A 19723-nucleotide genomic window follows, 5' to 3' on the forward strand; every position below is an offset into this window, starting at 1 on the left:
AAAACAAACCTCTGTTAAATAAAGAGTGGGCGCTTCCGATGGGTAACCCTTTTGCGTATAGTCATAATTTCCTTTTCAAGAATAACTGGATAAACTCAATATCCTCTTTTGTTATGTCTTCAATCTCATCAATCGACTGAATGACTTTCATAACTTGCTTATCTCGAGAATCTTTAGGTTTATTACTAAAATAATTAGTCACTGCAGATGTGAATATAGCGATAATCCCAAGCCCTACCATTAATAATACAGCAGCCATTAATCGACCTACTACGGTAACAGGCGCAATATCTCCATATCCAACTGTAGTAATTGTAATCAAACCCCACCACAACGCTTCAGCGTAAGTTTCAATCGCCGGTTCAACTATAGCAATCGGTATTGGTATGAGAAATAACATTGCGACACCAAACTTGAAAGCTGTGTCTAATCCATTCGTTTTTAACACCTCATAAAAAGGTTTTAAATAACGAGAACTAATGCCAAGCAATTGAAGAACTTTAAATATACGGACGAGTCTAGCTGCTCTTAAAAGGGAATCGAAAGGGATTATAGCTACTAACTCTAAGGGATGTTTCTTTACATAGTGCCACTTGTTTTCTGCTCGAGCAAAACGAACAATGTAATCCACTACGAAGATGAGCCAAATAGTTTGTTGAAAAATCACAAATCGTTTATCAACCATGAGAGCAAGGACTACTGAGATAAGGATTAAAACAATCATAAAAATTTCATATGTAATTACAAACTTTTTCACTAAATCTACCGCCTATATCAAATAGTTTATTAGTCATCTATTTCATATCAAGTGTGTTGAACTATTTTTATCCATCCTCTCTATATACTTTACCACCAGGATAAACTCCTTAGGTTGCCTACAAAACTTTTAAAATGTCTTGAATTTCAATTAAATGATCAATGATGTAATCCGCTTCAACACTTTGCCATCCATCATTTCTTTTCCAAGTAGCCACCATTCCTACTTTTTTAGCAGCTTCCACATCATTGAAAGGATGATCCCCTATGTACATACTTTCGTTTGCTGACACCCCTAGTTTGGATAGTACTCGATGAAATATTTCAGCATTCGGCTTTTTGATGCCTTCCCATTCAGAAATAAGAATCACGTCAAAATGATCTTCAATCCCTAATGCCCGTATATTGTCTAATTGAAATTGCCCATAACCATTTGTAATGATGCCAAGTTTGAAGCCTTGCTTTTTCAAATTGTGTAACATACTATGCAAGTTTTCAAATGGAACACTGTGATGTTTAAATTGTTGTAAATAATCCTCTAACAATGCTTCTGGAGAAAGCTCAATAGAAAATTCTTCAACCATTTGCTTATAAACTGTGTCTTTCCAAACGTAGCCTCCGTTGTCTAACTCAATAAAGCGATGAACATAGGTCTCCTTTAAAATATGTGACAGATGTGGCTTTAATCGCTCGTACTGTTGGTCAATGAATAAACGTACAGAACGATCACGATCTAACAATGTTCCATCTAAATCAAATATTACCGCTTTAATCAATGTCCTTTATCCCCTTTCACTACACCTCTTTACGTTTTTTCACGGCTACCGCAGCAATTATGACCGTTATTAACTTTATCACGAAAATTAATAGGTAAATACTGAAGGAAATGATTGCTGGTAATAGCACTAACCACCAAGACCATGCAATAACACCTGTAAGCTTTAACACTACCAAGACAATTGTTAATACTTCAGCGACTCCCATGTTCACACCACCTGTCAAATATAAAGTCTCTCCAATGAATGCCTGAATTTCGTCATGCCTCAGACTTTATGATGAAGTCTGTACTTAAATTAGAATGCTAAAGCTTTTTGTTCTACAACTATTAAAGCACCAATCATGAAATATGTCTTTTCATCCACTCACCTTTTTTACTTTTTAACTTTTTTTCTAAAACAATGAACTTTTTCAAATGGTAAATCGTCTAATTATTGGTAACAACCAATTTTAAAAATAAAAGGAGAAATAAATATGAACAAACCGATTAAAAAAACTTGGATGCTTGCATCTGCACTAACAATAGGAATGGCTGTTCTGACACCACTTTCAGCAGGAGCTGAAGAAATAAAAACAACAGATAGTAGTAGTAGTATTACTGTTCAACTTGAACACAAAATTACAGGAACAATTAAAGACATCTACGGCGATGGAATGAACCTTAAAGGAAATGATGGTAAAAATTACTTTATCAGTTTCTATAAATTTCCTGCCGAACAGCTAGAAAAAATGAACTTAGTAGAAGGACAGGAAATTTCTGTAGAAGGTAGTGTTGTAGAGAGTTATTCAGACTTTTATACGTTTGAAGTTTTTAAAAAAGAATTGCCTAAAGAAGTAACTAAAGAAGATTTAACAAAATTAGAAAAAATGTTTAATGATATCAAGAAGTTAGAAAAAGAAGTGTCTGCTGAAATAGAAAAAGAAGCGACTGAAGAAGAGATCGAAAAGAAATATGAAGAAATAGAAAAGATTCACGAAGAAATGTATAAAATTGCAAAACCTTATATTTTGGCTAATTGGCAGCCACAAACTTTTGAAGAGTATATAGAAGATTTCGGGTTTAAAGAGAAAAATATCGTTATTAAAGAAAACGATATTACACAGCTTAAACCTATTTATGCAGAATGGGTAAAGCTCCAAAAAAACGGTGATGATGAAAAAGCTACTGAAAAAATGGATGAATTTTATAAAATCCTCCAACCATATTTAGATGAACTATATCCACCACAAACTTTTGAAGAGTACATGGAAGGCTGGGAATTAGATATCCCTACTGAAACTTTAGCCAAACTAAAAACGATCTATGAAAATGCTCAAAAAGCAGAGAAAGAGGAAGATGTGGAGTTGTCTGAAAAGCTATGGGAAGAATTCCATCAATTGATTATTCCGTTCATCAAACCAGTAACATTTGAAGAATACATGTCTGACTTCGAATTTGAAATCAGTGAAGCCGATCAAAAGCAATTAAAATCACTTTATGAAGAAGCTTTAGCCCTTGATAAAAAAGAGGATGTTGAAAAAGCTCAGGAAAAATGGGAAGCATTTTACAAAATTTTAGACCCATATTTTGAAGCAAATAAAGACACTCTAATCTCCGCTTCTAAAGTAACAATTAACGGCCAAGAATATCTTGCTCAATAAGTAATGGAATTTGGGGTATTTCAGAAGTCATTGTAAAATGGCTTTTGAAATACCCCCTTTCTTTTGGTTACTCGACTAAAGCATCTTAGCGGAATAATAAAAAATACGCTTAAAAAATTTCGATTCTACTATCATTGGATTAATACACTTTATTTCTTCAATAAACATTTGAGTCTTTTCCTTCACTTCATTCTCAAACTGTTCTTTTAAAATCGTGATATCATGAAAGGATCCAAATTTAGCATCTGTAAAGTATTTTTCCTCTGTGCAAATAAGGCTATTCCATGAAGGTCCTATTTCGCATTCCAATTCACTTACTTTGATGCAATCTTTTTCAACCCGTAATTCTAACCAAGTAGAGTTATTTTCTATATATTTTATAGCGATATAATGGTGATAATCTAATAATGTAACAGCCTCATTTAATAATTCAAAGTAAGTAAGAATCAGTTCAGAATACAGTCTTTTAGCTGACATAGGGATATGATCAGGCGGGTACGGAATAAAATCGTGTCCTCCGAATGTTACGGTAAAAGAACCATAAATTTGGTTGTATTCTTTATCAAATGTCAACATATCCATAACTCTTAATTCTTCTACATCATCCTCAAAGATTTCATATTTAATTTTAAACAATTCATTTCACCTCTCTGTACTTAAGCATCATACTATCAATAACAAATTACCTAGATATGGAAAAAAACAAATTCGAAAATGATATTATTACTCCCCTTATCCATTAGATTATATATTTTTCAATGAAGCAATAACTGAACGCTTCAGATGACATCCCATCAGTAAAGAAGATTGACTTTGGATAGGCTACTATTCCGTTTTTAGAAAAAAATTATAATGGAGTACGGCAACATGGATTCGTTTTGGTTCATCACCAAAACGTGTGGTTGATTTCCGTTCCGACTGGGCGCTTTGCCGCTGACGCTTCGCTTTCGCGCAGAGCAGAGCTTCCTGGGGGCGTCCGATGAGCCGCTTGGGGCAACAGATGTTTTTTGCGCGAAAGCGTAGTGCTAACGTAGCGGCAGCAGCAGGATGTTGGTCACGAAGGCGTTATCACAGGACGTGATGGTTTTAGCCTTCGTTCCTCTGCCTGCTTGCTCCAGGGTCTCGGGCCAACAAATGTTTTCTGTGCGAAAGCGTAGTGCAAACGCAGCGTCAGCGTCACGATGTTGGTCACGAAGGCGTTATCACAGGACGTGATGCTCTTAGCCTTCGTTCCCCTATCGCTGATCCCCAAGGAGTCACCCAGCCTCCACTCCAATCAACTTATTTACATAGTATATGTTTTAACAAATGTCATCCACAACTTTTGGTGATGAGCCTTCATTTTCAATAAATGACAGAATATGTAATGTTACTATTATTCCTTTTGGAGACAAATGTGGACTAAGAGATTTGATTTTGATTTAAGCGATTGATCTTACCCGTCATAACTGTGGTTCACTTTTAGTTATTGTTAATAATCCATTGATGTTTAACAAAATGCGAATTAAGTGAATAAATAGCAATCCTATATGACACATTACATATAGGAGGTGGAAGAATAATGTCTAGAATAATTGGTGTGGAACAATCGTTAACAAACGTTGAAGACGCTTTAAAGTCAAAAGGTTATGAAGTTATTCAACTTCGTACTGAAGAAGATGCAAAAAAATGTGATGCCTGTGTAATCACTGGGCAAGACAGAGATATTATGGGCATTAGTGATCCTGTTTTGGCAGGACCTGTTATTGATGCTAATGGACTTTCTGCTGATGAAGTCCTTCAGCGTGTCGACAAATATTTCCACTAAATATGAACTAGGTGCTGTCACTATTGTCTTTGTGACGATAGAGCAGCACCTTATAATTTTTATGTATAAAATGGAAATCTACATTCATCAATTCAGACCTTGTATATATCTTCTTTGCTTGGCTTTCTGACGAAATTTACGTAATCTTTTTAAGCACAAACTATACTTTATTTACCGCTCCTCTAATCAGGTTAATTAGATTACATAGTTCTTTATTATTCCATCCTTTTAACATTAATAAGAGACCATCCTTTTACGGAATGGTCTTTTAATGAAATATAAAACTGGAGCACTCGCTAAAAATGCAAAATCTTAATTAATGGTTATCGTCTTTATGATCCTTTTCGTTATCGTTTAGATTTTGATCTTCTCGTTGTTCAGAAGGTTCTTCAGTTGGATCTGGCTCCTGTTCATCATTCGCTGTTCCACAACCGAACAATAATCCTGCAGAAAGCATTGTTGTACACGTACCTTTTATTATTTTTTTCATGTATTCACCTCATTTAAGGAAATTTTATTCCCCCTTATTATTGGCTCAAGTATTATTCCGTATACGTAATTTCCATTTACTGTAGAATTAAATAAAAGTAAGTAAAGGGGACAAAATTGCCTATCAATGATGCCTCTGCATAATTGCGTCAGGAGGCTTTCACTTCTATCAAAATCCCGCCGCAACCATGGGATATTTTTCAAGACACAATAAAAATTACAATGCAAATACTTAATTATGTATTGCCAACCGCTATGAAGTTCACTGTTGAGCTTTCACAACTTTGGCTGATTCTCCTATTTAGCAGGCGTATAAATTCTTCTTGGAATTCTAAACCCTAAAGCTATAGCAGCACCTATACAACTAGATAGACATCCGATTACCAAATACATTGAAAGAGGTGATTCACCAATTAGAACAGAAGCAATACCTCCAATTACCGGAAATAACGCTACCATGTAGCCACTTTTTGCACCGCCTATTCTTTCAACAAGCTTTAAATAAAATAGCCATGCTAGGAAAGATGCGATTAATGTTAAGTATAATAAAGCTGAAATATATGTGATTGATATAGGAATCATAATTTTTTGCCCTTGCAGCAATACAATGATTGACATTAATATACTTCCTACAGCAAATCCAATAGCATTTGCATAGATTGGATCAATCTTTACTTTGGCATTCCTTGCAGAACTGGCATCACCAATTGCTGTAAGTACTGTACCTAAAAGAGCAATCATTATGCCTTTTAAATCATCTAAGCCAGAAAAATTACTTAAAGTAGGATAAATTAAAACGCATACACCAAATACCCCTAGTACTCCCCCAAATAAAACGCGTGGATGTAGTTCCTCTTTTAAAAAAATCCGAAGAGCTAGTGGCGTCAAAATCACTTTCAATGAAAAGATTAATGTTACAATGGCAGCTGAGCTTAATATGGTTGCGTAATATAGGCATAAATAGCTTAAAGCAAAGTTACACACACCAAAGACAACGATAAATGGTATATCTTTACTTTTCGGTTTCCCTTTTGGTTTGAGAAACAAAACTAGAACAGTAAATAAAATTGCAGTCATAACTAGCCTATAGGTCAATGATAATTCTAAACTTACTGGTGTCCCTTGAATTTTCACGGCAATAAAATTAAGACCCCATACGATTAAACAAAATGCATACATTAGATTTGTCATTAAATATTATCTTCCTTCTGTTAATCTTTATTCAGTAGCTCTTGTAAGGCGTACTCCCTCCTAATGTAGGGCTAAGAAAATTAGCTTTCATGCACTTCATCATTCTTATGGAATATTAAAATAATTCAAGTGCAATTAGGTCACAGAAAATTATTAAATAGTCTCTTTTTGGTCTCCTTCTCCATTTTCCAACTCATTTCTGAGCACATAATTCTTTAAAATTACACCCTTTGCAGTGCCATTTATCAAGGGTTTGTTCAAAATCCTCAACGTCCACTGGTTCATTGGAAAAAATATCGGCTTGATATTTTTTCATTTCCAGCACACTCCGCTGAAACGTATGTAAAATATTGTCCATATCAAATGCAGTAAATGAATATTTTTTTCGTTTACCAGTCAGTAAATATTCATTATAGACATCAATCTGCTCAAGAGCTACACGGTATTTCTGCTGAACATAGTAAGCATAGAGTGCTAATTGCTGGCGATCATCATCAGACTCCCCGCCTGTCTTCCAGTCGATAATAATCCACTTGTCAGCTATTTCATCATAATAATGAAAATCCATTACGACGAAAACCTGAATACCTTCAATTTTCATGGAGCGAAATTGTTCAGGCTCACCGATTCGTAGGGAGCCTTTTTGTGCAGTAATTTGCTGAAACGTCTCACTGTTTAGAAAGTTTTCAAATACAGCCGCCAGTCGCTCCTTATAATCTTGTATAAGTTCAGGATTTAGCTTCCCTACATAATAAATTTCCTGCATCATATAAAATTTATTAGGCTTATGTCTCCATAAATCTACATGGCGTGTAGAATCAATAAAAGCCGCATTAAGTTGTCCACGCGCACGATTTACTAACTCAGCCAAAGTCGGCACCTTGCCTGTTTGTAAATAATCATTGATCGATTGCTCTATTAAATGATGGACAATTTGCCCAAATAAAATCGGCATGGATTGTAGCTTCTTTAAGCGATAGACATGTTGATGATAGGGCTCCACATTGTAACTAAGCCAGCCGTTATGAGAAAAATAGTATTCATAGCCATATTTTCGCGCACAGCTTGTTAACGTTTTATGACGTGACAATGACCACGAAAAAGATGGATAAGGTGTGATTTCAAACATGAATATCGCCTCCTTATAACTGTTTGATAAAATCATAGACAAGCTGCAGTATCAGTACAATTGTCACAATACGAAGTAATAGCTTTACTTGATTTGCCTTGACCTTCCTTGCAAGGATAATGCCTATTTGCGCACCAATGACAGAACCGATCATTAATACTAATGTCAGCGGCCATTCTATCTTACCTGTAGCAATATACGTAATAGCTGCTCCTGAGCACATCGCAAAAACACCTACACGCGACAAACCTACAGCTTTCAAATAGGAGATTTTCTCATGAGCATATGTATAAAGTGCCAACGTACTGCTACCAGGACCGAACAACCCATCATAAAAACCTACAGCAAGAAGGATCGGGCCGTTTTTGCGATTCATTGTAAAACTGTCCTTTTCTCCAAATTCAGCCCCACCTATAAAGGACATAATAAGTGCAAAACCTAATAAAATAATGGCAATAAGTGTGAGTGTTTGACTGCTGATGAACGATGCAAATAGTCCGCCAAGTGTACCGCCAACTAGAGAAACGAGTAATAGGGAACGCATTTCTGACCATAATAATTCTTTTCTCCTAAAAATCGTGTAGAAGCTTGAAAAGGCACTGACCATATTCGAAACCTTATTTGCCCCTATCGCTGAATGAACGGGTACACCCATTAACATCATCGTCGGTAAGGTAATTAATCCCCCGCCACCAACTAACGTTCCAATGACGTTTCCAGCGATTCCAATGACTAAAAACAACAAGTATTCCATGTAATCCTTCTTTCTATGACACACATGATGTTATTCTATGATACAGTATAACAGAATGCTTTTTTTTAAGAAGAAAAATGAGGTGAATCGATGCCTGAACAACAAAAAACACCTACACCGCGTTTCTGTAAGCAGCTTACACTAATAGTCGCAACCATTTTTATTGCTGGCATGACAGCAACGCTTATCCAATATAATAAGCTCCCTGCATCTATACCAATTTTACAAAGCTTTAAGAGTGAACATGCACAATTTGGCCCGAAAATCGCTATTTTTTATTTACCCTTTATCGGCTTCATGCTATTTTTACTTTTACATTACTTAGAGATGAAAGCAGCTTATCCTATACTACGAAAAAATAAGCCTACTCTATCTCATACCCAACGACAAAACGGAATTATTACCTTTTGTCTTATCAAAAATAGTATTCTATTATACTTTACATATTCACTTTTCAATGACTTAACAGTTGCTTTAGGCCATAACCGTATTTTACAGCAATGGCATGCTTATTTATTTCTATTTGTAGTAAGTACTATATTTATCATAGGCATCGTACGAGGTATTACGTTGGGCAAGAAAGATAAATAAGGTCAAATAGTTACAGCTGTACAGAACGCGTAGGCGAGAAATCAATTATGCCTGGGATAATTGCGTCCGGAATCGGCTTTGTGCTTAGGCCTGCAGATGTTTTTAGACTGAGTTCCTCTATTTCAGCGGGTGTCTTTTGTACCAAAAGCGTAGCGACAGGTACGGGTGTTTGGATACTCGCTGAAAGAAGTTAAAAAGACATATTAAAGATCCGATAATCTTTAATATGTCTTTACATTGCATGAAACGATTATTTTGTTTGCATTTGCATAAATTGAACAAGCTGATCTTCTTGCTTGCAATTAGTTGCAACTTTATTTCGAACCGTATACCTACATTTAATACATTGATGAATTAATTGATAACCTTTTTTAGATGAATAATCTACATCAATAGGTTTCATTAATCCTTTACAATGACTAGCTCTATCTCCGGGTAAAATATCCAAGTGTTTAGAATATAAACAATTTGGACAATGATTTCGGAAGCTACCATTATTTAATGGTAAAACAGTAAATCCGCAATGTTCACATTGAAAAGCTGTATTTTCAGTTTTTCTACTCAATTGTTCTTCCTCCAAGATGATATTTTTCATCATTGGAGAAAGGGTTCCGTTTAGTTTTTCTACGTAAGTAGCATTAGGCTTTTATCAAGATTGACCCATTCACCGTTCTGCTCTACAAAACGATTACTTCTAGTTCCGACTTCAAAAGAGCCTTTTTCATCTCTTTATCCGAACCACGATTGACTTTGACACCCGCTGAAAGAAGTTAAATTGTATCAACCACTGTAAGACGGACATCTCCACCTTCCACTAGTCGGTGCTCTTTGATAATCACTAACTTAGGCATTCGTCCCCTTATGAACAATTGTAAGGAATAAATTCGATTTCACTACATTCACTCCTATATTTGTTTCATGCTTACTGTTATTATATCACATCACATGGTATAAATATCCAAATAAACAACTTCTTTCAATCCCTAATATTACATGTCCCTCAACAACTAACCATATATGAAAAGAAAAACTACCTGACACAAATAGTATCAAGTAGCCAAAATTTTTACATATCCTTTTTCATCTCTTCAAACGTATGTATTAACGCATATTTTTGTACACCTCGAGCCACTTCCATACTTTCTTGGGCAAATTGCTGAAAGGCTGTTTCATTTTTCATTTTATGCGCATAAACCGCTTCAACGGCAGGCTGCATCCAAGGCTGAGTAAGCTGTTCACTTCGCATATCTGTTGTTCGCCCCTCAAGTGCAGCGATATAACATTTTGCATAGCTTGTTAATGGCTCTTTATTTATTTTATCAGCCGCATCCTTAGCTTCCTCTAAATTATTTTCCATAATTGCCTTCAAAAATTGATAATTATACTTCATGGCTGGCTGCTTATACTTTGCAATGACTACATCTAGTGAACGTAACTGGTCTTCTCTTGTACCGTAAGCAACTGCAAAAAGGTAGGCAAAAAAGGGCTCTTTTTTGCGATCTTTTACTAGTACATCAACTAACTTCATATTATTTGTGCGGTATAAAATATGTATATATCTGTAAACCATGGCGATAGCAACTAGCGCAAAAATACCAAGTGACAAGGATAAACGAACTCCTGCTAGTGATAGCCCTATTGCTAGCATGATAATGATCAAATAAAATATACTAAGTTTTACGATTTTCATAACTCCTCCTATTGTAATCTCTTTCGGATCTTTCGAGAAAAAATAAAGCCTGCTCCCAGGAAGAATACAAGTGCCATAAACTTCATGATAGGGATAATAAATAGCTTGCTAATAACGAAAACAACGAAAATATAATAGACGACCATTGTCAACAAAAATAATGTCAGCTTATTCACTGTGCTTCCTACTTTCATTCAGTGCTGTTTCAATGGCCGCTAGCGCTTTTGGTCCCATCCCATGTAAATTTTTCAATGTTGAAAGATCAATTTTTTCCAATTGCTCTAATTGAGTATATCCCGCCGCATTTAATGCACGTATAGCAGGCTTCGCTACTCCCTTTGGCCACTCCGTCATGTATGCTCGTCCTTTCCTTTTGCGTCTATTGCGTATCTCAACTCCTAAAATACCTATTAATAGTATAGCTAGTGAAACGACATGATAATCAACAAAAAAAGTCGTAAATGCTATATTATAATAATGGCATATTGCAGTGAGAAAACGCCCTCCAAGTAATAAAAAACCAACAATTAAGCATCCTTTTGCAATGTTCTCAATCAATTTCATTCAAACACCTCTAGCTATTATGCAATCGAAAACGATTTAATGCAAATTGGTTCTGGTCTTTAGAGCACATTAAACATTGCGACAAAGGAGGCAATCAGATTGGTCATGCCATGTATGCCCCAACTCGTTATGATGGAGCCATTGGATTTTTGTTCATTGATCCAACCCATTAAATAACCTGCCAACGCAGTAGCCATAACAACTAACACAACACCTCCAAAAGGAATAAAAGAAAACAGCATCAACCCATGTATTGTGCCAAATAGTAAACTTTGCATGATATTCCCTATTTGAAAACCAAACTTATGCATGAATCTTTTCATTAAAAAACCACGGAAAAACAGCTCCTCTGATAACCCTGTTTGTACAATTGCATAGAATAGTGCTGGTACGAGCGCCGAAAAACCAAGTCCTGTAAAACGATTTGAAGCTAATAGTGAACTGTCTATATAGAAAAAGATAATTGTATTAATTGGTACGAACATTAAAACAATAATGACTAGACACCACGCAAAATAAGTAACTTTATTTTCAATGACAGGCTTTTTGATGCCGAGCCATTTTAAAAATGATAATTCCTTTTTCGCTGTAAAAAACCACCAAACAAACGGTATAAGTGAAAATAAAATGACCTGAATAATTGCATTTATTGCACTTTCCATAACCATGATTTTCCCTCCTGTTTTATGAAGCTTTACATGTAGAATGACTAGCACTTGTTAAAAGATCCTTTTCAATGGTTGATGTTCGAATTTCGCCGGTGGTTACTGCTTTTCCATCGGTTTTCGTTCCTGTTGCGCCACTAACTCCTGCTTTTCCGCCGCTAAACTCTCCAATTCCGCCGCTAACTCACGCTTTTCCGCCGCTAAACTCTCCTGTTCCGCCGCTAACTCACGCTTTTCCGCCGGTAAACTCCCCAATTCCGCCGCTAACTCACGCTTTTCCGCCGCTAAACTCTCCTGTTCCGCCGCTAACCCACGCTTTTCCGCCGGCAAACTCTCCAATTCCGCCGCTAACTCACGCTTTTCCGCCGGTTTACGCTCCAATTGCACCGATTGATGTTCGAAAAAAATCGCCAATAGTCAATATTGCTGCCCCTCTTCATGTTAAGCATATTAAACAGCAGACTTAATATCAAGATTCATTTAACGATTTCTCCCCCAAAAATGCGACTAGAACTATACTAGTCGCTGCTTCATTCTATATTCAGATTTCGTTCAATTTAAATAAGCAATCACAATTCTTTGCGAAAAGAATAACACCATTTTTCATATCCTAATCGCTCCTCATAAAAGCGGTGTGCATTATTTCTTTGAACTCCTGACTCTAGAGCAATATAGTGTGCGCCGTTTTCTTTACCCCACTGATGAATATGTGCTAATAATTTCTCACCATAGCCGCACGAACGATAAGCCTCATGCGTTACTAAATCATAAACAAAAATATGACGTTTATTGTAAAAATTAATGCGCCAACTTACACCGGCTACAACAACCATTTCCTTGTTTTTGTATAATGCAAACAAGCTATAGCCATCCTTCATCATTTCTTCTAATAATTGAAGATAATTTTCTAACGTCAATTCTGTGCGGAGTTGTACCATTATGGCATATGCTTCAACCCATTCTTCTTGTGTTGTTAATTGTTTAATAGTCATTTTTCCGCCCTTCTCTCTATTACCAATATTTGATATAGTGAAATACTCCATGATCTATGTGCATTCCGAGCTTTTCATAGAGCTTTTGTGCATTGATGTTATCTGTCGCTGTTTCTAAAGCGACATAACGAGCATCTTCCTTCATACAGTACGAATAACACTGTTCAAATAAGCCCTGTGCTACTCCTTGTTTCCTGGCATGTTCAACCACATATAAATCGTTTAAAATAAATGCCTTTTTCATCGCTACAGATGAAAAAATAGGATATAACTGAACAAACCCAACTGGCTGTTCATTTACATAAGCTAGAAAAATAATTGATTCTTCCTTCTTTAAACGCTCCGTAAGAAAGTGCTTTGCTTGTTCTAAATCGGATTGTTGACCATAAAATTCGCGATATGCATTAAATAATGGCACCACTTCTCCGACTGTTGCTAATGTTACTGTGCTAATTTCCATTGACTTTCTCTCCATTTCTATTTTTATGTAATTCTTGTATTATGATAAAAAACAATCTGACATCTAAAAAGAAACAGTTTCAAATATTTCAACATGTCAAGGAGGTCCTATATGGATGATTTTATTTTTTTATTGACGAATGAAGAGCCAAAATATAAACAAATTTACCAGCAAATCAAATCGTTAATCGAGCAAGGGACGTTGACAACGAATGATACGCTCCCTTCTATTCGAAGGCTTGCCGATACTTTACATGTCAGTCGGAATACAACATTGACTGCTTATGAACAACTCGTAGCGGAAGGATACATACGTGGTGAAGGACGGAAAGGTTATTTCGTTAATGAAATTGAGCAAGTTTTTTTACATGATGAGGAACGTCCAAACCTTATTCAAAAAGCAAACAATCGTGAAGATTTCATCATTGACTTTCGAGCAGGTGCTGTCGATCAACAGCATTTCCCCTTGAAAGCATGGAGACAAATGGCCAATCAAGTTTTACCTTTAAAAAATTGCTATGAATATGGCGACCCTTTCGGTGAACCACTTTTAAAAGAACAGCTTGTGCATTATTTGCTACAAGCACGTGGCGTTCATGTCAATGTAGAGGACATTATTATCGGTAGTAGTACGCAACAAATGTTAATTTATCTAGGCTTTCTGTTAAAACAGGACTTTACAAGTATTATTTTGGAGGACCCAGGCTACAACGGTGCACGAGAGGCATTTCAGTTGCAAGGCTTTGAAATAGAGACATTACAAGTGTTAGAAAACGGTGCACAGCTACAGCAACTAGCACATTTCTATTCGCGCTTAATGTATGTCACACCATCCCATCATTTTCCGTATGGTGTTTCCATGAGCATTCAGCAACGACAAACTTTAATTCAATGGGCAAAAAATGTTGATGGCTATATTTTAGAGGATGATTATGACAGTGAATTTCGATATACACAGCAACCATTTCCTGCTCTCGCCTCTATTGATAAGTCACGTGTTATCTATATGGGGACATTTTCAAAATCGTTTTTACCAGCCATTCGTTTGAGCTATATGGTGCTACCGAAAACACTTGTTCATTCATATAAGGAACGCTTTGCTCAATTTGAACATAATGCTTCGTCTTTACATCAACTCACAATGGCCACATTCATGGCACAGGGTGAATGGACACGACATATTAAAAGAATGCGTATCACCTATAAACATAAAATAAACGGCCTTGTAGATGAGCTTAACAAGCAATTCGGAGAAAAAATTACGATATTAGGAGAGCAATCTGGGTTATATATATTGGTGAAGGTGCATACACAACTTTCAGAAGAGCAGCTCATTCAGAATGCACAACAATACGGAGTCAAAGTCTACCCTACGAGCCCCTATTTTCTACAACAGCCTAGCTCTGAACCAATTGTACAATTAGGCTTTAGTAAATTAAAAATGGAGGAGATCATACTCGGTGTAGATCTGCTAAAAAAAGCTTGGCTAACTCAAAAATAAGCCATAACCGCAATGGTTATGGCTACTCATTTTCACGATAATCTTATGTTTCATTTTCTTCATCAAATAACTCTGAAAAAATAGTTTCAGGTGCGCTTAAAAAACGTTTTGTGACAATGTAATGGATCGTTTCCTCATAGCGAATAGACTCAATTTCCCCATGATCAAAACTGTAGATAGTAGCTTTGGGATAGCCAAGTAAAATGGGTGAGTGTGTGGCAATAATAAACTGTGCCTCGTGCTCTAAATCTTTCATAATTTTTAATAGGCTAAGCTGTCTCGTTGGTGACAACGCCGCTTCAGGCTCATCCAATAAATAGATTGCCTTCCCTTTAAATCGATTCATAAATAACGATAAAAAGGACTCGCCATGTGATTGATGATGTAACGACTTGCCACCAAAAGCAGCATACTTATTTGGATGATTTTCTAATAAATCAATATGACTCGCAAATTGATAAAACGTTTCTGAGCGAAGGAAAAAGCCATTTGAAATTTTCGGCCACCAGGATAAACGAATATAATCCCCAAGTGACGATTCCGCTTTATGTACTTCATATAAATTTTGGCGACCGCCTCCCGCTGTATTAAAATCACAACGATCCGCAATAGCCTCTAATAGTGTTGATTTCCCAGAGCCATTTTCCCCCACAAAGAAGGTCACATTCGTAGGAAACTCTAGCTCCTGTAAATCCTGCAAACTCGGTATGTTAAACGGATACTGGTCTTTATCCGCAATGTTGTCCTGTAATACCTTACATGATTTTAAATACATTTCGATTCCTCCCTTACTACTATTATAACGCGCTTATGCTACTATGAAACTGCCCTTTCACCCAAAGTTTATGACGATACAGGAAAGCATTGCGATAATTAAAAATCAGAATATTTCAACCACTCATCATAAACTCAACATTATCATTAACATTGAACACTGTAGAATCCCTAATTGTATAAATACGATATATTGCATGCAAATCCCTTACTGATACTATAAGAACCTGTGAAATATTTCCCGAGAAATAAATAAAAAACATGTCGAAAGTTGCAATAAAAAATAATAAAATTATGCCATATAATAGCGATATACAAAAAAACATTGAAGAAGACCAATTATCCTCATTTACCCATTTAAAATACATTGTGCAACAAACCGCTCTATCAAGCACCCTTGCTAATTTCCCATTAACAACTACTAATAGTCAAACACTGAGTGTACCCTTGTCACTCTCTAATGTGCTACTGGCTTTTCGAAATAAACGCTACTAAAATAATCGTCGTTGACTTTTTTGTGATTCCCATTCTTTTACCTCTCTTTTTCTTACCGTAAACCCTTCAAACCGTGCTTTTAATCTAGCTTACCGAAGCGATTCCGTTTTGGAGCATTTACTTGAGCGTCTCACCAATTCCGCATATACAATCGAAAATTTCCCAAATAAAAAATCCTGAACGCCTTCATAAATGGTTTGCGATGATTTTCACAAGCCTTCATCACAACGAAACTACATTCATTACTACTTTTTTTCATTAAGCTTCTATCGATTAAAAGCTCAAAATCCAAGTAGCTTGCCTTAAATTCATAATTGTTCTATACAAAAGGTCCTTTTCATACATTGAGTAAAACCTTCACCATGCTCATACCCCTGTAACACCCCTGACTCTATTAAGTTTTAAAAGATCAAGCTTTATTCTAGGCAAAAAAAAAAGTTATAAGGAGAAATAATATGTTTGTAACTCATTTTTACGAAAACAAAACGTCCGTTTTAAGCCAGCTACTTGTAAGTTTACCTGCTGTTGAAGAGAACATAAAAATTAAAGGACGTAAAGCAAAAGTTGTTCAGGTTGCTCAAATAGACAACAACAACTATCATGTGCGTATCATTTTTGAGAAAGTGCCTAAAAAAGTACCACTTAAAGATCTTGGGAAGAAAAAGAGATAGCCCCTTCCGATTTATGTAACAACGCTAAAAAGCGGGGATCGAATTATAAGAAATAATCAATTGCAAGCTATTCTCAATTCACATTAAATTTATTCTAGCAAAATGATTGACTTTTTAATTGATAACAATTATCATTATCAATAGATTATTTCTTTTCTCCAAATTGCTTAAATCAGAATCCCCCCTTTTTTTTGAAATAAGCATGTATCAAACGGATATTCTTACATCAGACTAAGAATATCCGTTTTTTTAACTTTAATTTAGATAGAGAAGAGTTACATAAATAAAGGAGCTGTTTGACATGGATTATCGTATTGAAAAAGACACTATGGGTGAAATTAAAGTACCTGCAGATAAAATTTGGGGTGCTCAAACGCAGCGCAGTAAAGAAAATTTCCAAATCGGTACAGAACAAATGCCGATTGAGCTTATTCAAGCAATGGCAATTTTAAAGAAAAGTGCGGCTATCGCCAATAGTAAACTAGGCAAGCTTTCAGCTATAAAAACAAATGCAATTGTGCAAGCAGCTGATGAAATTTTAAATGGTCAATGGGATGATCAATTCCCTCTTGTCGTTTGGCAGACTGGTAGTGGTACACAGTCAAATATGAACGTCAACGAAGTAATTGCACACCGAGCAAACCAAATTTTACAAAATGCTGGAGAGGCTGATTGTATTCATCCTAACGATGATGTCAACAAATCTCAAAGCTCAAACGATACTTTCCCTACTGCTTTGCATATTGCTGCCGTGTTAAAAGTTGAGGATTATTTACTACCTCGTCTGCGCTTTCTAAAAGTAACACTTGATGACAAAGCAGAAAAGTTTAAAGATATTATTAAAATTGGACGTACACATTTACAAGATGCAACACCACTAACTTTAGGTCAAGAAATTAGTGGCTGGGCTGCAATGCTTGCTAAATCTGAACATATGATTATCCAAAATATCGAATATATGAAGGAACTAGCAATTGGTGGAACAGCAGTTGGTACTGGTATTAACGCACATCCTGAATTTGGTGAGCGTGTAGCAGCGGAAATTAGTGAATTGACAGGAAAACATTTTACTTCTGCAGCAAATAAATTCCATGCACTAACAAGTCATGATGAAGCCGTTGTCGCACACGGCGCATTAAAGGCTCTTGCAGCTGACTTAATGAAAATAGCCAATGATGTACGCTGGTTAGCAAGTGGCCCTCGTTCTGGTATTGGTGAAATTACAATTCCAGAAAACGAACCGGGTTCATCCATTATGCCTGGTAAAGTGAATCCAACGCAAAGTGAAGCGATGACAATGGTTGTCACACAGGTTGTTGGAAATGACGCAACAATTGCTTTTGCCGCTTCCCAAGGTAATTTTGAGCTAAATGTCTTCAAGCCAGTAATTATTTATAACTTCTTACAATCAACTCGCCTACTAGCAGACACGATGAAATCATTTAATGATCATTGTGCTGAAGGAATTGAGCCAAATAAAGAAGTGCTTGACCATAATTTACAAAATTCATTAATGCTTGTAACAGCATTAAACCCATATATCGGTTATGAAAATGCAGCAAAAATCGCGAAAAAGGCTCACAAAGAAGGCACTACATTAAAAGAAGCTGCAATTGCAACAGGTTTACTGACAGAGGAACAGTTTGACGAATACGTGGATCCTGCGACGATGATCTATCCAAACGTAAAATGATGTAGGTGCAAGTTGAAACACACAACACCTTCAAAACATTGATATATCAACGTTTTTAGATAATAAACTCCCTTTATGTTCTTAGCAAGTTGGTATATATTACAGCATGTTTTTGAGGATAAGTGGGCTAATTAATACGCTTTGGTGGCATGTTTACAGGAATGTGTAAGAAGGATTGGGGTTAACTCCCCAGTCCTTTTTATTTTTCCCCCACAAAAAAACACCTGCGTAGCAAGTGCTTTTAAAACCCTCGTTTTGGATAGGATTGCAGTTGTATTAGCCAAAAAATATGCCGCTAAATGTTAAGCTAATATCACCTTTTTTTATTGGGGTAGCGTCAGGAAAATGCGGATTTACAACGATAAGGAAATTCCAAATTAAAAAGCCCAACTTCTCTACAAATCAAAATAGAGAAATTGAGCGTTTCAGTTACTTCATTTATTTATTGAATTCATTAACTGGAAGAAGTATTCAGGTTTATGTGTCTTATTTAGGTTATACCATGAATGTAATGCATCTGGTGTAAATACATCTATTTTTTTCAGTACCTCCATTGCAAATTCCAGAGGAGCTATTCCTGATGCAGTAATTAAATTCGCATCAGATACCGCAGATCCCAACTCATAAAACTTTTCTCCTTTATAGTTAGGACATACCATTTTAGTATATTCTAAGTTATTACTTGTATGCTTTCTAGTATCTAAGTATCCCATATTCGCGAGGCCCTCAGTTGCACCACAAATTGCAGCAACAATAGTGCCAAGTTTTAAAGCTTGGCCTATTCTTTCCAAGATAGGTTGATGAATTTCTTCACTCCAAGTAGTCCCTCCTGGTAAAATTAAAAGATCTTTACTCTCAAGAGTACATTCATCAAGGGACATATCTGGTTTTATGCTCAGTCCTCCCATAGTAGTAATTATTTCTTTATTAGCTCCTACTGTAATTACTTTTAAAGGTGCTAAATCTTTTTTGAAATATCTTCCTGAGTTTAGTTCAGCAATTAAATATCCATATTCCCAGTCCGACATTGTATTAAATACATATAGAAAAACTTTTTTTGTTTGCATCCAATAACACTCCAATC

At 36.0% G+C, this 19723-nt stretch carries 23 protein-coding genes; 6 read left to right on the forward strand and 17 right to left on the reverse strand.

Annotated elements, in window-relative coordinates; all coding sequences use genetic code 11:
- Positions 1-61: 61 nt before the first annotated feature.
- The 3 genes from ACB089_RS14940 to ACB089_RS14950 all read right to left on the reverse strand — a co-directional run bounded on the left by ACB089_RS14940 (position 62) and on the right by ACB089_RS14950 (position 1740).
- Positions 62-757, reverse strand: a complete 696-nt coding sequence (locus ACB089_RS14940; protein WP_374967104.1) for a potassium channel family protein — start codon at positions 755-757, stop codon at positions 62-64.
- 118 nt (positions 758-875) lie between these two features.
- On the reverse strand, positions 876-1532 hold the full coding sequence (locus tag ACB089_RS14945) for an HAD family hydrolase (RefSeq protein WP_374967105.1): 657 nt from the start codon (positions 1530-1532) through the stop codon (positions 876-878).
- Between the two features lie 19 nt (positions 1533-1551).
- The gene (locus tag ACB089_RS14950) at positions 1552-1740 is read right to left on the reverse strand and encodes a transmembrane Fragile-X-F protein (RefSeq protein WP_068986245.1); all 189 of its coding nucleotides are present in this window, start codon (positions 1738-1740) and stop codon (positions 1552-1554) included.
- Between the two features lie 267 nt (positions 1741-2007).
- Between ACB089_RS14950 and ACB089_RS14955 the strand changes: the two genes are divergently transcribed.
- Complete coding sequence (locus tag ACB089_RS14955; RefSeq protein ID WP_374967106.1) at positions 2008-3174, forward strand: hypothetical protein; 1167 nt, start codon at positions 2008-2010, stop codon at positions 3172-3174.
- 75 nt (positions 3175-3249) lie between these two features.
- Here the strand turns inward: ACB089_RS14955 and ACB089_RS14960 are convergent, their stop codons facing one another.
- Positions 3250-3810 carry a hypothetical protein gene (locus ACB089_RS14960; protein ID WP_374967107.1) on the reverse strand — a complete coding sequence of 187 codons (561 nt, stop codon included), beginning with the start codon at positions 3808-3810 and terminating at the stop codon, positions 3250-3252.
- Positions 3811-4735: 925 nt separating this feature from the next.
- On the opposite strand from ACB089_RS14960, the gene ACB089_RS14965 reads away from it, so the two are divergent.
- A complete protein-coding gene (locus ACB089_RS14965) occupies positions 4736-4981 on the forward strand; it encodes a YkuS family protein (protein ID WP_374967108.1) in 246 nt (81 codons plus the stop codon).
- A gap of 316 nt (positions 4982-5297) precedes the next feature.
- On the opposite strand, the gene ACB089_RS14970 is transcribed toward ACB089_RS14965, so the two are convergent.
- The 4 genes from ACB089_RS14970 to ACB089_RS14985 all read right to left on the reverse strand — a co-directional run bounded on the left by ACB089_RS14970 (position 5298) and on the right by ACB089_RS14985 (position 8544).
- Positions 5298-5471 carry a hypothetical protein gene (locus ACB089_RS14970; RefSeq protein ID WP_374967109.1) on the reverse strand — a complete coding sequence of 58 codons (174 nt, stop codon included), beginning with the start codon at positions 5469-5471 and terminating at the stop codon, positions 5298-5300.
- Positions 5472-5767: 296 nt separating this feature from the next.
- The gene (locus ACB089_RS14975) at positions 5768-6661 is read right to left on the reverse strand and encodes a DMT family transporter (protein ID WP_374967110.1); all 894 of its coding nucleotides are present in this window, start codon (positions 6659-6661) and stop codon (positions 5768-5770) included.
- Between the two features lie 193 nt (positions 6662-6854).
- Positions 6855-7790, reverse strand: a complete 936-nt coding sequence (locus tag ACB089_RS14980; RefSeq protein ID WP_374967111.1) for a PD-(D/E)XK nuclease family protein — start codon at positions 7788-7790, stop codon at positions 6855-6857.
- Between the two features lie 13 nt (positions 7791-7803).
- Positions 7804-8544 (reverse strand): sulfite exporter TauE/SafE family protein, encoded by a 741-nt coding sequence (locus ACB089_RS14985; RefSeq protein WP_374967112.1) that lies wholly within the window; start codon positions 8542-8544, stop codon positions 7804-7806.
- Between the two features lie 90 nt (positions 8545-8634).
- Between ACB089_RS14985 and ACB089_RS14990 the strand changes: the two genes are divergently transcribed.
- Positions 8635-9135: a DUF1648 domain-containing protein gene (locus ACB089_RS14990; protein WP_374967113.1), complete on the forward strand. Its 501-nt coding sequence runs from the start codon at positions 8635-8637 to the stop codon at positions 9133-9135.
- Between the two features lie 250 nt (positions 9136-9385).
- On the opposite strand, the gene ACB089_RS14995 is transcribed toward ACB089_RS14990, so the two are convergent.
- The 7 genes from ACB089_RS14995 to ACB089_RS15025 form a co-directional block, all read right to left on the reverse strand.
- A complete protein-coding gene (locus ACB089_RS14995; RefSeq protein ID WP_374967114.1) occupies positions 9386-9700 on the reverse strand; it encodes an RNHCP domain-containing protein in 315 nt (104 codons plus the stop codon).
- Positions 9701-10201: 501 nt separating this feature from the next.
- Positions 10202-10825: a hypothetical protein gene (locus tag ACB089_RS15000; protein ID WP_374967115.1), complete on the reverse strand. Its 624-nt coding sequence runs from the start codon at positions 10823-10825 to the stop codon at positions 10202-10204.
- 168 nt (positions 10826-10993) lie between these two features.
- On the reverse strand, positions 10994-11389 hold the full coding sequence (locus tag ACB089_RS15005) for a hypothetical protein (RefSeq protein ID WP_374967116.1): 396 nt from the start codon (positions 11387-11389) through the stop codon (positions 10994-10996).
- Between the two features lie 59 nt (positions 11390-11448).
- Positions 11449-12057: a lysostaphin resistance A-like protein gene (locus ACB089_RS15010; protein WP_374967117.1), complete on the reverse strand. Its 609-nt coding sequence runs from the start codon at positions 12055-12057 to the stop codon at positions 11449-11451.
- Between the two features lie 96 nt (positions 12058-12153).
- Positions 12154-12468 carry a hypothetical protein gene (locus ACB089_RS15015; protein WP_374967118.1) on the reverse strand — a complete coding sequence of 105 codons (315 nt, stop codon included), beginning with the start codon at positions 12466-12468 and terminating at the stop codon, positions 12154-12156.
- Positions 12469-12623: 155 nt separating this feature from the next.
- A complete protein-coding gene (locus tag ACB089_RS15020) occupies positions 12624-13046 on the reverse strand; it encodes a GNAT family N-acetyltransferase (RefSeq protein WP_374967119.1) in 423 nt (140 codons plus the stop codon).
- A 19-nt stretch (positions 13047-13065) separates the two neighbouring features.
- On the reverse strand, positions 13066-13506 hold the full coding sequence (locus ACB089_RS15025) for a GNAT family N-acetyltransferase (protein WP_374967120.1): 441 nt from the start codon (positions 13504-13506) through the stop codon (positions 13066-13068).
- 111 nt (positions 13507-13617) lie between these two features.
- On the opposite strand from ACB089_RS15025, the gene ACB089_RS15030 reads away from it, so the two are divergent.
- Entirely contained in the window at positions 13618-15006 is a 1389-nt protein-coding gene (locus tag ACB089_RS15030; RefSeq protein WP_374967121.1) for a PLP-dependent aminotransferase family protein, read from the forward strand.
- A 43-nt stretch (positions 15007-15049) separates the two neighbouring features.
- Here the strand turns inward: ACB089_RS15030 and ACB089_RS15035 are convergent, their stop codons facing one another.
- Positions 15050-15781 carry an AAA family ATPase gene (locus tag ACB089_RS15035; RefSeq protein WP_374967122.1) on the reverse strand — a complete coding sequence of 244 codons (732 nt, stop codon included), beginning with the start codon at positions 15779-15781 and terminating at the stop codon, positions 15050-15052.
- Positions 15782-16730: 949 nt separating this feature from the next.
- Between ACB089_RS15035 and ACB089_RS15040 the strand changes: the two genes are divergently transcribed.
- Positions 16731-16946, forward strand: coding sequence for a hypothetical protein (locus ACB089_RS15040; RefSeq protein WP_374967123.1), 216 nt, complete (start codon positions 16731-16733; stop codon positions 16944-16946).
- Positions 16947-17247: 301 nt separating this feature from the next.
- Positions 17248-18639: a class II fumarate hydratase gene (gene fumC, locus ACB089_RS15045; RefSeq protein WP_374967124.1), complete on the forward strand. Its 1392-nt coding sequence runs from the start codon at positions 17248-17250 to the stop codon at positions 18637-18639.
- A 434-nt stretch (positions 18640-19073) separates the two neighbouring features.
- Here fumC and ACB089_RS15050 read toward each other — a convergent pair whose 3' ends face one another.
- Positions 19074-19706 carry a type 1 glutamine amidotransferase family protein gene (locus ACB089_RS15050; protein WP_374967125.1) on the reverse strand — a complete coding sequence of 211 codons (633 nt, stop codon included), beginning with the start codon at positions 19704-19706 and terminating at the stop codon, positions 19074-19076.
- Between the last annotated feature and the right edge of the window lie 17 nt (positions 19707-19723).

The organism is Lysinibacillus sp. RS10 (assembly GCF_041956855.1).
Taxonomy (GTDB): Bacteria; Bacillota; Bacilli; order Bacillales_A; family Planococcaceae; genus Lysinibacillus; species Lysinibacillus xylanilyticus_A.

Excerpts from the sequence above, each read along its gene's own strand:
- ACB089_RS14950 (WP_068986245.1), bottom strand. The coding sequence starts at position 1,740 with ATGGGAGTCGCTGAAGTATTAACAATTGTCTTGGTAGTGTTAAAGCTT.
- ACB089_RS14955 (WP_374967106.1), top strand. The coding sequence starts at position 2,008 with ATGAACAAACCGATTAAAAAAACTTGGATGCTTGCATCTGCACTAACA.
- ACB089_RS14965 (WP_374967108.1), top strand. The coding sequence starts at position 4,736 with ATGTCTAGAATAATTGGTGTGGAACAATCGTTAACAAACGTTGAAGAC.
- ACB089_RS14970 (WP_374967109.1), bottom strand. The coding sequence starts at position 5,471 with ATGAAAAAAATAATAAAAGGTACGTGTACAACAATGCTTTCTGCAGGA.
- ACB089_RS14975 (WP_374967110.1), bottom strand. The coding sequence starts at position 6,661 with ATGACAAATCTAATGTATGCATTTTGTTTAATCGTATGGGGTCTTAAT.
- ACB089_RS14980 (WP_374967111.1), bottom strand. The coding sequence starts at position 7,790 with ATGTTTGAAATCACACCTTATCCATCTTTTTCGTGGTCATTGTCACGT.
- ACB089_RS14985 (WP_374967112.1), bottom strand. The coding sequence starts at position 8,544 with ATGGAATACTTGTTGTTTTTAGTCATTGGAATCGCTGGAAACGTCATT.
- ACB089_RS14990 (WP_374967113.1), top strand. The coding sequence starts at position 8,635 with ATGCCTGAACAACAAAAAACACCTACACCGCGTTTCTGTAAGCAGCTT.
- ACB089_RS15000 (WP_374967115.1), bottom strand. The coding sequence starts at position 10,825 with ATGAAAATCGTAAAACTTAGTATATTTTATTTGATCATTATCATGCTA.
- ACB089_RS15005 (WP_374967116.1), bottom strand. The coding sequence starts at position 11,389 with ATGAAATTGATTGAGAACATTGCAAAAGGATGCTTAATTGTTGGTTTT.
- ACB089_RS15010 (WP_374967117.1), bottom strand. The coding sequence starts at position 12,057 with ATGGTTATGGAAAGTGCAATAAATGCAATTATTCAGGTCATTTTATTT.
- ACB089_RS15020 (WP_374967119.1), bottom strand. The coding sequence starts at position 13,046 with ATGACTATTAAACAATTAACAACACAAGAAGAATGGGTTGAAGCATAT.
- ACB089_RS15025 (WP_374967120.1), bottom strand. The coding sequence starts at position 13,506 with ATGGAAATTAGCACAGTAACATTAGCAACAGTCGGAGAAGTGGTGCCA.
- ACB089_RS15030 (WP_374967121.1), top strand. The coding sequence starts at position 13,618 with ATGGATGATTTTATTTTTTTATTGACGAATGAAGAGCCAAAATATAAA.
- ACB089_RS15035 (WP_374967122.1), bottom strand. The coding sequence starts at position 15,781 with ATGTATTTAAAATCATGTAAGGTATTACAGGACAACATTGCGGATAAA.
- ACB089_RS15040 (WP_374967123.1), top strand. The coding sequence starts at position 16,731 with ATGTTTGTAACTCATTTTTACGAAAACAAAACGTCCGTTTTAAGCCAG.
- fumC (WP_374967124.1), top strand. The coding sequence starts at position 17,248 with ATGGATTATCGTATTGAAAAAGACACTATGGGTGAAATTAAAGTACCT.
- ACB089_RS15050 (WP_374967125.1), bottom strand. The coding sequence starts at position 19,706 with ATGCAAACAAAAAAAGTTTTTCTATATGTATTTAATACAATGTCGGAC.